This is a genomic window from Maricaulis sp. B-26 (genome assembly GCF_056857855.1).
This window is the reverse complement of sequence record NZ_JBSXNX010000020.1, coordinates 262,311-274,506: the sequence shown is the minus strand read 5'-3', so window position 1 is coordinate 274,506 and position 12,196 is coordinate 262,311. Positions and strand designations below refer to the sequence as shown.

14 protein-coding genes and 1 tRNA gene are annotated in these 12,196 nt (G+C 65.7%); 1 reads left to right on the top strand and 14 read right to left on the bottom strand.

Features of this window, described 5'->3' with window-relative positions; all coding sequences use genetic code 11:
* Window positions 1–304: 304 nt before the first annotated feature.
* The 14 genes from AC13HB_RS07785 to AC13HB_RS07720 form a co-directional block, all read right to left on the bottom strand.
* A complete protein-coding gene (locus tag AC13HB_RS07785) occupies window positions 305–808 on the bottom strand; it encodes an RNA pyrophosphohydrolase (protein WP_482949174.1) in 504 nt (167 codons plus the stop codon).
* Between the two features lie 2 nt (window positions 809–810).
* Entirely contained in the window at window positions 811–2,151 is a 1,341-nt protein-coding gene (locus AC13HB_RS07780) for a divergent polysaccharide deacetylase family protein (RefSeq protein WP_482949173.1), read from the bottom strand.
* 156 nt (window positions 2,152–2,307) lie between these two features.
* On the bottom strand, window positions 2,308–3,612 hold the full coding sequence (locus tag AC13HB_RS07775) for a S41 family peptidase (RefSeq protein ID WP_482949172.1): 1,305 nt from the start codon (window positions 3,610–3,612) through the stop codon (window positions 2,308–2,310).
* 30 nt (window positions 3,613–3,642) lie between these two features.
* Window positions 3,643–4,863 (bottom strand): murein hydrolase activator EnvC family protein, encoded by a 1,221-nt coding sequence (locus AC13HB_RS07770; RefSeq protein ID WP_482949171.1) that lies wholly within the window; start codon window positions 4,861–4,863, stop codon window positions 3,643–3,645.
* 31 nt (window positions 4,864–4,894) lie between these two features.
* The gene (gene rlmH / locus AC13HB_RS07765; protein ID WP_482949170.1) at window positions 4,895–5,365 is read right to left on the bottom strand and encodes a 23S rRNA (pseudouridine(1915)-N(3))-methyltransferase RlmH; all 471 of its coding nucleotides are present in this window, start codon (window positions 5,363–5,365) and stop codon (window positions 4,895–4,897) included.
* Complete coding sequence (rsfS, locus tag AC13HB_RS07760; protein WP_482949181.1) at window positions 5,366–5,692, bottom strand: ribosome silencing factor; 327 nt, start codon at window positions 5,690–5,692, stop codon at window positions 5,366–5,368. It abuts the gene before it with no gap.
* A gap of 128 nt (window positions 5,693–5,820) precedes the next feature.
* A complete protein-coding gene (gene egtD, locus AC13HB_RS07755) occupies window positions 5,821–6,825 on the bottom strand; it encodes an L-histidine N(alpha)-methyltransferase (RefSeq protein WP_482949169.1) in 1,005 nt (334 codons plus the stop codon).
* Window positions 6,826–6,856: 31 nt separating this feature from the next.
* Window positions 6,857–7,450, bottom strand: a complete 594-nt coding sequence (locus AC13HB_RS07750) for a nicotinate-nucleotide adenylyltransferase (protein WP_482949168.1) — start codon at window positions 7,448–7,450, stop codon at window positions 6,857–6,859.
* The gene (proB, locus tag AC13HB_RS07745; protein ID WP_482949167.1) at window positions 7,447–8,574 is read right to left on the bottom strand and encodes a glutamate 5-kinase; all 1,128 of its coding nucleotides are present in this window, start codon (window positions 8,572–8,574) and stop codon (window positions 7,447–7,449) included. Before proB ends, AC13HB_RS07750 begins: the two co-directional genes overlap by 4 nt.
* Window positions 8,571–9,620 (bottom strand): GTPase ObgE, encoded by a 1,050-nt coding sequence (obgE, locus tag AC13HB_RS07740; protein ID WP_482949166.1) that lies wholly within the window; start codon window positions 9,618–9,620, stop codon window positions 8,571–8,573. Before obgE ends, proB begins: the two co-directional genes overlap by 4 nt.
* Before the next feature lie 63 nt (window positions 9,621–9,683).
* Window positions 9,684–10,214, bottom strand: a complete 531-nt coding sequence (locus AC13HB_RS07735; RefSeq protein WP_482949165.1) for a GNAT family N-acetyltransferase — start codon at window positions 10,212–10,214, stop codon at window positions 9,684–9,686.
* 117 nt (window positions 10,215–10,331) lie between these two features.
* The gene (gene rpmA / locus AC13HB_RS07730) at window positions 10,332–10,601 is read right to left on the bottom strand and encodes a 50S ribosomal protein L27 (protein ID WP_482949164.1); all 270 of its coding nucleotides are present in this window, start codon (window positions 10,599–10,601) and stop codon (window positions 10,332–10,334) included.
* Between the two features lie 15 nt (window positions 10,602–10,616).
* Window positions 10,617–11,300 (bottom strand): 50S ribosomal protein L21, encoded by a 684-nt coding sequence (locus tag AC13HB_RS07725; protein WP_482949163.1) that lies wholly within the window; start codon window positions 11,298–11,300, stop codon window positions 10,617–10,619.
* Window positions 11,301–11,506: 206 nt separating this feature from the next.
* Window positions 11,507–11,824 (bottom strand): hypothetical protein, encoded by a 318-nt coding sequence (locus AC13HB_RS07720; RefSeq protein WP_482949162.1) that lies wholly within the window; start codon window positions 11,822–11,824, stop codon window positions 11,507–11,509.
* Between the two features lie 250 nt (window positions 11,825–12,074).
* Here AC13HB_RS07720 and AC13HB_RS07715 point away from each other — a divergent pair.
* Window positions 12,075–12,164, top strand: a tRNA-Ser gene (locus AC13HB_RS07715).
* The last annotated feature ends 32 nt before the right edge of the window (window positions 12,165–12,196 follow it).

Genomic DNA, 12,196 nt, shown 5'->3' with positions numbered 1-12,196 from the left:
CGTTCTCGCACCGCTCGAGGCCCGGCCTGGTTCGCCGGGGGTGCGGGGAGTACGGAGCCTGCCCGTCTCTGCTGACTGACCAAAGCAGGGCCCGGTGGTGGCCATCGGTTCGGAGAGGCAGCAAAAGCGCTGACTGTCTGTCCGGACCGGTTTCGAGAGGGAGCCCGTGAGGGCTCCGGTAAATCTCCGTGTGCAGGATGTCCCTGATGTCACTCACACCTAAAGCACTAAACCGGCATCAGCCGGCATCCTGCACCCCTCATACCGCCAGACGGAAACGCCGTGGCGCCATTCCTGCTGCGGGCTAGCTGGCGACGGGCGTCGAAAAAGGGCGGAACGCCTCGGCGACCCGTTCATAGATATCCCGTTTCCAGGGAATGATGAGTTCGGGAATTTCCGACAGCGCGCCCCACCTCCAGGCGTCGAACTCGACCTCGGCATGGGCATCCAGCCGCACATCGCTGTCGGAACCGGTGAAGCGCAGCGCGAACCAGCGCTGTTTCTGGCCGAGATGGCGTTTCTTGTGAAAGCGCGGATCCTCGCGCACGTCGGGGGGATAGTCATAGGCCAGCCAGCCGGGAATCTCGCCGAGTAGCTCGACCTTTTGCGGGGCGATCCCGGTTTCCTCTTCCAGCTCGCGCAGGGCCGCAGCGGCTGCGTCCTCGCCGGCGTCTATGCCACCCTGGGGCAATTGCCAGTTCCACGGCGGAGGTGTGCCCTCGCGCCGGCCGAGCCAGACTTGTCCGTGAGGGTTGAAAAGGGCGATGCCGACATTCGCCCGGTGATGCGGATAGGGATCGTCGGCCACGGTCAGTGTCCGCTGGACGCCGAGGCCCCCGACGTCTCCGCCGCGTCGCCATTATCGGCCCAGCGATGCTCGGCTTCGCCCTCGGAGGCGTGCCCGCCGCTTGAACCCGCTGCTTCCGACTCGAGCCTGGCTTCCAGCCGCCGGCGCGCCATGATGGCCGAGGGCGGGGCCAGCTGATAGCCGCGCATATCGAGACCTTCCGCCCATTCGCGCACCTGGTCGACAGTCGCGGGATAAGCGAAGCCGGTGCCGAGGGCGGACCCGTTCTGGATGGCCAGGGCCTCCAGGGCGAGCAGGCGGTCGTCGATGGCGGCCGGGCTCAGATCCTCGTCGAGTATCCGGTCGGCGATGGCGTATTCGATATTGGTATTGGCGGCGGCACCCTCGATGGCGCTGCGCCGTCCGCCTCCGTCATGGAGGAAGGAGACGCCGCGGGATTCGAGATCGGAGAAGACCTGCTCCATCGCGCCCGGCGAGGCGGAGAAGCGCGCGCCGAGATAATTGGTGACGCCGAAATAGCCCGTGGCCCGGCTCAGGACCCAGGTCAGGCGGCGGCCATTCTCTTCGGCGCTGCCGTCGGCCAGAAGCGTATGCGGGCCCGGATCATTGTTCGGATAGTCGAAGGGCTCCATCGGCGCCTCGATCAGGACTTCGTGTCCGGCCGCGCGGGCCCGGTCGATCCAGCCCTGCAGGTCGCGGGTATAGGCGGCGAAGGAGAGCGCGACTTCCGGCGGCAATTCCTCGATCGCGGCCTCGGTGACGGTGCGGTTCAGACCCATGCCGCCCACGACGATACCGATGGTCGGCGCATTGGGGTCGCCGTGGAAGGGGCGGGCATAAGCCCGCGAGGGGCGTAGCCCGTCGGCGCCGATGACCGGCAGCGGTCCGCCCGGGCCCGGTTCTGTGAGGCGTGCGATCGGTGCCGGCGGGAGGGCGTTCGGATTGGCGGCGACATTCCGGGCTGCCGCGGCCTGCGCTGCTTCGGCGGATGCAGGGTCCGAACCCTGGCCGGTCTCGCGAGCGGGAGCGGGCGGTGTTTCGAAGCCGTCGGAGACACCGTTCAGGCTCGGCTCGGCTTCAGCGTCCGGTTCGACGAAGCTGATCGCGCCGGCCGGAGCGCGGGCGGTCTCGCCGCTATCCACCATGATGGCGGGTACGGGCTCGAACCCGCTGCGCGAGCGCGGCGGATTGGTATTGGCTTCACCGAATATGGCAACACCGGCGATCCCGAGGGTCAGAATCGCAGCGGTCGCGACGCCGGCTATCAGCGGCGCGCGGATCGAGAGCAGGGGCTCGGCATGTCGAAGAACGGCTGTCTGCATGGCGCTGGCACGAATTCGCATTGGCGTGAACGCGTCCGCGGAACGGACGAGTCGATTCACGCTCAAATTGCCAGCCGGGGCTGTAAGAAACGGTTAACGACGTCGGTGCAATTCGCGTCAATAAAAAGCGGCCCCGGTCCGCATGGGAGCCGGGGCCGCCGAACCGTCGAAACTGGCTTACTGCAGCGAGGCTTGCTGGCGCGTCATGGCGCTCTGAAGAATCTCCAGCGCGCGGGCAAGCTGATAATCCTCGTCCTCGGGCCAGTCGGCCGGCGGCTGTTCGATGGCCGCGATATCGGCATCGGCGCGATGGTCGCCATTCTCGTTCTCGAGGGCGCCGGGCAGATCGGCTTCCGAGGCGACCTGGTCGGGCTCGTGCTCCTCGTCGATCGGGAAGGAGGAAATCTGGATGTCCGGCTCGATACCGGTCGCCTGGATAGAGCGGCCGGCCGGCGTGTAGTAGCGGCCCGTCGTCAGGCGCAGCGCGCCGTCGCGGCCGCCGCGCAGCGGGATGATGGTCTGCACGGAGCCCTTGCCGAAGCTGGTCATGCCCACCAGTTCCGCGCGTTCGCGGTCCTGCAGGGCGCCGGCGACGATCTCGGCCGCGCTGGCGGAGCCCTCATTGATCAGGATCACGATCGGAGCGCCGTTCAGGCGGTCGCCGGGACGGGCATTATAGCGCTGTGTGTCGCGCGGATCGCGGGTGCGGGTCGAAACGACTTCTCCGCCATCCATGAAGACATCGGTAACGCCGATCGCCTGGTCGAGCAGGCCGCCGGGATTGTAGCGGACATCGATGATCAGGCCCGGCAGTTCGCCGCCATACTCTTCCTCGAGCTCGGTAATGCCCTCATAGACCATTTCCGTCGTGCGCTCGTTGAAGCCGGCAATGCGCATGTAGGGCAGGCCTTCCTCGAGACGCCAGGCCACGGTGCGCAGCGGAATGGTGTCGCGCACGAGGGTGACGTCGAACGGGTCTTCGTCGTCGCGCGCAATGGTGATGGTGATCGGATCCCCGACCGCACCGCGCATCATGGCGACGGCATCGTCCACCGAAATGCCGACGATATTCTCGCCGTCGACGGCGATGATGCGGTCATTGGTGCGCAATCCGGCGCGTTCAGCCGGCGTTTCGCTGATCGGGGAGACAATGGTGATGAAGTCGTCGCGGCGGGTCACTTCCATGCCGAGACCGCCGTATTCGCCGCGCGTGGTTACACGCAGGTCTTCATAGGCGTCGGGGCTGTGATAGCTGGAATGCGGATCGAGCGAGGACAGCATGCCCTCGATCGCCGCCTCGATGAGTTCGGCCTGGTCGGTATCGGTCACATAATCGGCTTCGACGCGGCTGAGCACGTCTCCGAAGAGTTCGAGCTGCCGGAAGGCTTCCGTACGGTCTTCCTGGCTGCCTTCGGCGGAAACCGCGATCGCGATCGCGCCGACGGCAAAAGCCACCATTGAGGCGAAGACATTGATACGCATTCGAACTCGCGTCCTTTGAGCGCGACAGGGCTAGCCGGTCCCTGAGGTCTGCCGGATCCAGGGACCCGGGTCGACCGCATTTCCGTTACGACGCAGCTCCAGATACAAATCCGGTGCCGCTTGCGTCTGGTCGGGCATGGCGCCGACCGGTTCCCCGGCCAGGACGCTCTGTCCGGCGCTGGCATAGGTGACCGCCATGCCAGCAAGGACAATATAGTAGTCATCCCCGACATTCAGTATCAAGAGACCGCCGTAGGTGTTGAACGGTCCCGCGAACTCGACACGAGCGTCGAAAGGAGAGACTACCTGCGCCCGGGCCCGTGTCCGAATGAAAATTCCTTCAGATGGTGTGCCATCCGGGGTCACCTCGCCATAGCGAAAGGCGACCTCGCCCGCGACCGGCATCTGCAGGCGGCCCCTGGCATCGGCAAAGCGCAGCGTTTCCAGAGGTGCGCTGGGCGGGCGCGCCGCGACCATGTCGCGCGGCGGACGGATACGCGGTGCGGGAATGGCGTCTTCCGCCTCGCGCCGCCTCGGACTGACCGTCGGCAGGACTTCCGCCATCCGGCTCAGCTCGCCGATCAGGGAGCGGATCGAGCGAGCGCGCTCACCGGCCGTGCTCGAGGCTTCCAGATAGCTGACCGCTTCATTGCGGCGGCGCGCCTCCAGCGCCCGGCGTTCTGCGATCAGGACTTCCAGTTCGAGGCGTTGGGTGGCGAGGCTCTCTTCGGCCAGGTCGAGGGTGGATTGTTCCTGCTCGATCTCGTCCCGTACCGCGCGCAATCGCTCGAGTTCTTCGGCCAACTGGGCCGCCCGTTCGCGCAGGGCCGGCGCGACGTCCGCCATCAGGGATGCAGCCCGCGCAGCTTCGGCGGCATCGTCCGGTGCTGCCAGTACCGCCGGGGGCGCCTGGCTTTCGATGCGCTGGATGGCTGCGAGGACGTCGATGAGGCTCTCGCGGTCCGCTGTCAGCCGGTCGAGTATGTCCGCTTCGTCGCGACCAAGGCGCGCCAGCTGGCGCTCCGCGTCGAGGGCGGCGGCTTCGCTGGCGCCGACGCGCTGGCCCAGCTCAACGAGCTGGCGCTGCATGAGGGCGACGTCCTCGGCGAGGGCTTCTGCCTGGCGGCGTGCGACCTCCGCCCGGGCCGCCGCTTCGCGCTCCTCGCGCTCCAGACGTGCCGCCTCCTCCGGATCCGGCGGCGGAGCCGGCTGGGTCTGGGCCAGAATCAGCGCTGAGAACAGGGCGAGCATGGCGCCACGCTAAGAGTAGAACGGTTAACGCTCAATCACGATGATAGGGCGAGCCGGCCAGGATGGAGACGGCCCGGTAGATCTGTTCGGCGAGCATGACCCGGACCAGCTTGTGCGGCCAGACCGCAGGGCCGAAGGCCAGGATCAGGTCCGGCTGCGGCAATTGCGTGCGGTCATGTCCGTCCGCGCCGCCGATGCAGAAGACCGTTTCCCGTACGCCTTCATCCCGCCAGGCGGAGATCTTGCGGGCGAACTCCCGCGAACCCAGCGCCTTGCCGCGCTCGTCGAGCAGGACCAGCCGGCTTCCCGGCTCGATCGTGCCGGCGAGGGCGCGGCTTTCCTCGCTCGAGGATTTGAGATTTCGCGTATCGAGTTCGGTTTCCTCGAGCGGGCCCAGTCCGATCGGGCGGCCCGTCGCGGTACACCGTTCTGCATAGGTGTCGACGAGGTCGCGCTCGGGGCCGGTCTTGAGACGGCCGAGCGCTGCGATGCGAAGTTTCACCTAGGAGGCCGTCACTTCCGGCTCCACCGACCACATCTTTTCCAGATTGTAGAAGGCGCGCACTTCCGGGCGGAAGAGGTGGACGATCACATCGCCGACATCGATCAGGACCCAGTCGCAGGTCTGGGTGCCTTCGATCTTGGCCTTGCCGCGTCCGGTTTCCTTGAGCTTGCGCACAAGATGGTCGGCCAGCGCGTTGACGTGCCGGGCCGACCGCCCGGAGGCGATGATCATGATATCGGTGACTGAGGATTTGCCTCTCAGATCGATGGCGACAACGTCTTCGGCCTTGTCGTCTTCGAGAGAGTCGAGGATCAGGGTTTCCAGGGCCTCGACAGGACCGTCTTCGCCGGTAACGCGAACGTCGGCTGCCGTTTCTTGCTCTTTACGGCGCGATGATTCCGTAGACAGGGCGGGAGTCCTTTCTGACTACCTATACAACAAAGCCTTCTATATCACGCTTCGGCCCCGGGTTCGAGCCAGTGAAGCGAGAAGAGTTCAGCCTTGTCGGACCAGGTGCGGAGCCGGTTGAAGCCGGCAGAAACCGCAAGAGCTTCAAGGCTTTCCGGCGTGAATTTGTGCGAATTCTCCGTATGCATGCGCTCGCCGGCGGAAAAATGTATGTCATGACCGGCAACACGGGCGTCCTGGTCGGCGGTCGCTTCGAGATGCATCTCGATCCGCGAAGCCTCGGGATTCCAGAGTGCGACATGGCGCAGCTTGCTAGCGTCGATATTGCCGTCGAGCTCGCGATTGATGCGCTCGATCAGGTTGAGATTGAAACGGGCGGTGACGCCCTGGTCGTCGTCATAGGCGGCGACGAGTGTGGCCGGCGGTTTCACGCGGTCGGCACCGAGCAGGACGGCATCGCCGGGGCGCAAACCCTTGCGGAACCCGGCCAGTACCGCGCGGGCCGCCTCCGGCTCGAAATTGCCGATCGTTGATCCCGGGAAGAAAATGATCCGCCTGCCCTCAGGCAGTGGCAGGTGATCGATGTCGAGCCCCTGGGTGAAATCCGCGCAGACGGCGCCGATCCGGATGTCCGGGTAATCGGCCGCGAGCGCCTGGCAGGCGGTCTCCAGATGCTCACCGGAAATATCCAGCCCGAGATAGGCGGCCGGGCTGTCCAGGCTGTCGAGCAATTTGCGGATCTTGATACTCGAGCCGGCGCCGGGTTCGATCACGACTGCGCCGGAACCGGCGAGCCGGGCGAGCTCCGGCCCGATCCTGTCGAGGATGCCGAGCTCGGTCCGCGTGACATAGTATTCGGGAAGTTCCGTGATCGCGTCGAAGATGGCCGAACCTTCGGCGTCGTAGAAATATTTGGGCGCCAGAGCCTTGGGTGTTGCGGTCAGCCCGCGAACGACATCGTCCCGGAAATCGCCCGCCGGCGGATGCTGGTCCTCGAAGAAGTCGAGGGCTGCATAGGGGCTCGGGCGGCCGAGTGCTCGGTCGTGCATGGATTCGTCCTATTCGCGATTGGCTGGATAATCAGTTGCGCGCGCGCAGCGCCGTCGACGAGTGGTAGTTTAACCGCTCAGTCAGATAGGTCCATGCCGGAGCCGGCGCCAGAGGGAGGCGGCAGGCTTCGCTTTCACGGATGCGTGATCCCGAATAAAGGCTCGCTGCCGTCGACAGACGGGCGCGAATGGCGTCCTGGGGCCGGGAAACCACGGCGATAGGCAGGGTCTCGAATACCTCCCGCCATTCGGCCCAGCGGTGAAAACCGGCGAGATTGTCCGCTCCCATGACCCAGACGAAATGCACGTCCGGATGCCGGGTCGAGAGATAACGGGCGAGATCCACGGTCCGGTTGATGCCGAGCCGGGTCTCGATATCGCTGACGACCATGCCGGGACCGGATGCCAGTTGCGCCACGCCGGCGAGACGCCGCGCATAGTCGTCTGCCTGACGGGATTTCAGGGGATTTTGCGGCGAGACGAGCCACCAGACCCTGTCGAGGTCGAGTCGACGCATGGCCGTCCGGGCGACGTGCAAATGTCCGGAATGCGGCGGGTCGAAGGTTCCGCCATAGAGCCCGACGCGCATCCCGCGTCCGAGATATTCCGTCTTGCCCGCCGTCACGGCGCCGTCTCCCGCGCAGCCGCCAGTACGAGATCGGCCGCATGGATCAGGGCAGCCGTCCGGCGATAGCCCAGTCGGGCCTCTACCTCCTCGCTGTGGCATCCGGCGATACGCGTGGCGTCGGAATAATCGTAGGCACAGACCCCGCGCGCGATCAGCGCGCCGTCCGGTCCCGTAATGCGAACCGTGTCGCCGCGGGCGAACTGACCGTGCACACCGGTGACGCCGACCGGAAGGAGCGATTTTCCAGCCCGGAGCGCTGCCGCGGCCCCGGCATCGATGCGAATTTCGCCGTTCGGGCTTTCCACCCCGGCAATCCAGCGCTCGCGAGCCGAAGCTGCACTGCGCGCCGGCGTGAACCAGCTGCCGCGGTCCGGATCGGTGAGGCCGCAGACCGGCCGGGGTGAGCTCCCCGATGCGATGACGGTCGCACAGCCGGCCGAGCCTGCGAGCTCGGCGGCCATGACCTTTGTCCGCATGCCACCCGTTCCGACGGCGGCCTCGGCGTTTGCGCTTCCCGCCATGGCGTGGATATTCGCATCGATACGGTCAATGCGGTGAAGCTTTCGTGCGGCCGGGTCCTTGCGGGGGTCGGCGTCGTAGAGGCCGTCGACATCGGACAGCAGGACGAGGATATCAGCCCCCGCCAGCTGGGCGACACGGGCGGCGAGCCGGTCATTGTCGCCGTAACGGATTTCGTCGGTGGCGATCGTGTCGTTCTCGTTGACGACGGGCACGGCGCCCAGTTCGAGCAGCGTCTGCAGTGTCGCCCGGGCATTCAGCCAGCTGCGCCGCGATTCCGTGACATCCAGGGTTATGAGGGCCTGAGCGGTTTCGACTCCGTGCGGCGAGAGCGCCGTGTCCCAGGCCGACAGAAGGCGAGGCTGGCCCGCCGCTGCAGCGGCTTGCTTCTGTTCGAGCGTCAGCGTGCCGGGGGGCAGGCCGAGACGCGAGCGGCCGAGGGCGACAGCCCCGGACGAGACCAGGATCACGTCGACGCCGCGCGCCCGCAGGGCGGCGACATCGTCGGCGATCGGCTGGATAACGGCCGGTCCGGCCTGGAGAAGCGAAGAGCCGGCCTTGACCACGACGCAGCGCGCCGCGTCGAAGTCGATGGGGCTCATGGCTTCCAGTCGTCCTCCCCGGCTTCGGCAGCCGCCTGAGCCTTCTCCTGCTCGCGCACGCGGAGCACATTTTCCCAGGCCTTGCCGCACAGTGTCTTCACGCCGTCGCCCGACACGCCGGAGAGCAGCATGACCTCGCGCCCGGTCGCATCGGCCAGCTGTTTGCGCTTTTCGCTTACGGCCTCGTCGGACATCGCGTCGGTCTTGTTGAGGGCCAGGATTTCCGGCTTGTCGACGAGGCCCCCACCATAGGCTTCCAGCTCGTGACGGACGGTATTGTAGGCCTCGACCGGATCGTCCTGGGTCCCGTCCACGAGATGGATGAGCGAGGCGCAGCGTTCGATATGGCCGAGAAAGCGGTCGCCGATACCCGCGCCTTCATGAGCGCCTTCGATCAGGCCGGGAATGTCGGCCACGATAAAGCGGGAGCCCGGACCCAGATCGACGACGCCGAGATTGGGATAGAGGGTGGTGAAGGGATAGGCCGCGATCTTCGGGTGGGCCCGGCTCACCACGGAGAGGAAGGTCGATTTGCCGGCATTGGGCAGGCCTACCAGTCCGACATCCGCGATCAGTTTGAGGCGCAGCCAGAGCCATCTTTCCTCGCCGGGCCAGCCCGGCGTGGATTTGCGCGGAGCCTGGTTGGTCGACGACTTGAAGCGGGTATTGCCCTTGCCGCCATCGCCGCCGCGGGCGAGCAGGACACGCTGCCCCACCTCGGTCAGGTCGGCGAGCACGTCCTCCTTGTCTTCATCGAGGATCTGCGTGCCGACCGGCACTTCCAGAACCACGTCCTCGCCGCCGGCGCCGGTGCGGTTCTTGCCCATGCCGTGATGACCGGTTTCCGCCTTGAAGTGCTGCCGGTAGCGATAGTCGATCAGGGTGTTGAGGCCTTCGACAGCCTCGACCCAGACATCGCCGCCCTTGCCGCCATCGCCGCCATCCGGGCCGCCATATTCGACATAGGCCTCCCGCCGGAAGGAGACGCACCCGCCGCCTCCATTGCCGGAGCGTACATAAACTTTGGCCTGGTCGAGGAATTTCATCGAATGTCTCTGTTTCGTCTCTGTTCGCTATAGCGCGTCAATGCAGGCTTGGCACCCGTGCGGTCATTGCAACGGGCCGTCCCAGACCATGTCGAGCAGGCGAGCCTTGCCTAGCCGCGCCATCGCATAAACCTTCCGGGCCTCGCCCGTGTAGCGGAAGCCCAGCTTTTCCAACACCCGGCCGGATGCCGGATTGTCGTCGTAATGACCGGCGACGACACGCTGCGCGCCGAGCGCCTGGTGCGCAAATTCGACCATGCCGCGACCGATCTCTGTCGCATAGCCCATGCCCCACCAGGGGCGTCCGACCCAATAACCCAACTCCCAGTCCGACTCTGGGCTGCGCTTGAATATGCCGCCGCCGCCGATCGTTTCGCCATCGGCCTCGATGACGAGGGACTGGTTGCCGTCCGGACGCCATCCAGCCCGGGTGGCGAGGACCCACATTTCCGCTGCCAGCACCGGATAGGGGTGCGGGATGCGCGACGTCATGCGGGAAACGTCAATGTCACCGCAATAGGTGGACAGGTTCGGCGCGTCGCCCATTTCTGGCAGGCGCATCAGCAGCCGTTCGGTTTCGATCCTGGGGCCCATGGGGTGCTCCGCGGGCGGGGAGGCAAAACAAAAGGGGAGGCGGTGGCCCGTCTCCCCTTCGGCGCTAATGCGCTTGCGGGCCCCGCTCGTGCACGGCCCCGCCTATGGCAGTCCGCGCTATTCAGCCGCGTCGGCAATCGGCTCTACGGAGACGTAGGACTTGCCGCCGGACTTCTTGGCGAATTTCACGCGACCTTCGGTCAACGCGAAAAGAGTATGGTCCTTGCCCATGCCGACATTGGCACCCGGATTCACCTTGGTGCCGCGTTGGCGGACGATGATGTTGCCCGGAATGACCGTCTGGCCGCCGAACTTCTTGACGCCAAGGCGCCGGCCTTCAGAGTCGCGACCGTTACGGGACGAACCGCCTGCTTTTTTGTGAGCCATTGATAGGTCCTCCGATTACGACGCCAGCGCTTTCGCGGCGTTGATCCAGTCGCCCTTCTCGGCTTTCGCCTTGAGACCGGTAATGGTCTCGGAGAGGGCCTCCATGTCGGCATCCGTCCACGCCGCGATCTGGGCGTAGGAGGTGATGCCGGCTTCGTTCAGCTTCTTGGCCAGAGCCGGGCCGACGCCTGCCAGTTCGGTCAGGTCGTCATTGGCGGCAGCGGCCTTTTTCGGGGCAGCAGCCTTCTTCGGCGCGGCCGTCTTGGCCTCGGCCTTCGGCGCGGCGTCCTTCTTCGGAGCCGCGGCCTTCTTGGCGGCCGGCTTGGCGGCTTCGTCGGCCTTCGGCGCAGCCGTGGTCGACTTCAGCTTGGTCTTGGCCGTCTCGCCCGGTGCGACGATCTCGGCGATGCGCACGACCGAACCCCACTGGCGGTGGCCCTTGGTGCGGCGGTAGTTCTGGCGGCGGCGCTTCTTGAAGACGATGATCTTCTTGGCGCGGTTCGTGTCGACCAGCTCGCCGATCACCTGGGCGCCTTCAACGACCGGCGAACCGACCGTGACGCCGGCGTCCGAGCCGAGCATGAGGACATCGCCGAGCGCCAGCGTATCGCCGGGCGCGCCGTCGAGCTTTTCGATGCGAATTTCGTCTCCGGTGGCGACGCGGTACTGCTTGCCGCCGGTCTTGATCACTGCGAACATGATCGTTCTATCCTTTTGTCCGACCCCGTCCGGCCCTTTTCCAATAGGCCTGGCGGGTCCTTTTTCTTCACCCCGTATGCCCGGAGTGTTGTTCATACATTATGGGCCCGCGATGGCAGGCCACGCGAGCAGGAGCGGGCGTTATACGCATGCGGACGAGAGAGTCAACGCAAAGCGCAGTGCCTTTGTCCGCAGATCATATCGCTTCAGTCGCTCGGGCCTTCGAACTGGTCCGGCCGGACCGGCCCTCGATCACCGGCGCGAATCGCGTCGACAGCTTCTTCCGTGCGGCGTTGCTGCTCTTCCCACTGGGCGTCGCTGGTGCAGATGCGCTGAAAGCGGCGCGTACCGGTAATCTGGATACGGCGGCAGGTGAATTCCTCGCCGGATTCCGTCATTCCCTGATCCGCGACGGTACTGTCCTGGCCGGACGATCCGTCGCCGGTCGTCGCGCAGCTGCCAAGCGATGCAGCTGAAATGGCAAGAAATCCGATGCTGCCGACTTTTATGAGTGTTCGATGCATGGGCTTGTGCTCCTGATCGTTAAGCGGAAGTTCAATCTATGATATATAAATAGCTCGCAACAACCAAGCGTGGGCGGTGATCCTGTCGGTGCCCGGGGCCGGTGCGATGCGAGCGCTTTTCCGAAGGGATTATGGTCGGGGTGCCGCATTTTGCTCGGCCAGGCACCGGACCGCGCTTTCGTGCTGGCATTCACCGGTACTCGCCCCTTGATTTTGTCCGTCCACTCGGCCAAAACCCCGCTTCCCGTGCGGAGAGGTGCCGGAGTGGTCGAACGGGGCGGTCTCGAAAACCGTTGTACCTTTACGGGTACCGAGGGTTCGAATCCCTCTCTCTCCGCCACCCAGACCCCGCTTTGCGGCCTGGGTCCAGCG

What these genes read in the sequence shown, in the direction of transcription:
- AC13HB_RS07780 (WP_482949173.1), bottom strand. Translation starts at nt 2,151, where the DNA reads ATGCGAATTCGTGCCAGCGCCATGCAGACAGCCGTTCTTCGACATGCC.
- AC13HB_RS07775 (WP_482949172.1), bottom strand. Translation starts at nt 3,612, where the DNA reads ATGCGTATCAATGTCTTCGCCTCAATGGTGGCTTTTGCCGTCGGCGCG.
- AC13HB_RS07770 (WP_482949171.1), bottom strand. Translation starts at nt 4,863, where the DNA reads ATGCTCGCCCTGTTCTCAGCGCTGATTCTGGCCCAGACCCAGCCGGCT.
- egtD (WP_482949169.1), bottom strand. Translation starts at nt 6,825, where the DNA reads ATGCACGACCGAGCACTCGGCCGCCCGAGCCCCTATGCAGCCCTCGAC.
- proB (WP_482949167.1), bottom strand. Translation starts at nt 8,574, where the DNA reads ATGAGCCCCATCGACTTCGACGCGGCGCGCTGCGTCGTGGTCAAGGCC.
- obgE (WP_482949166.1), bottom strand. Translation starts at nt 9,620, where the DNA reads ATGAAATTCCTCGACCAGGCCAAAGTTTATGTACGCTCCGGCAATGGA.
- AC13HB_RS07735 (WP_482949165.1), bottom strand. Translation starts at nt 10,214, where the DNA reads ATGGGCCCCAGGATCGAAACCGAACGGCTGCTGATGCGCCTGCCAGAA.
- rpmA (WP_482949164.1), bottom strand. Translation starts at nt 10,601, where the DNA reads ATGGCTCACAAAAAAGCAGGCGGTTCGTCCCGTAACGGTCGCGACTCT.
- AC13HB_RS07725 (WP_482949163.1), bottom strand. Translation starts at nt 11,300, where the DNA reads ATGTTCGCAGTGATCAAGACCGGCGGCAAGCAGTACCGCGTCGCCACC.
- AC13HB_RS07720 (WP_482949162.1), bottom strand. Translation starts at nt 11,824, where the DNA reads ATGCATCGAACACTCATAAAAGTCGGCAGCATCGGATTTCTTGCCATT.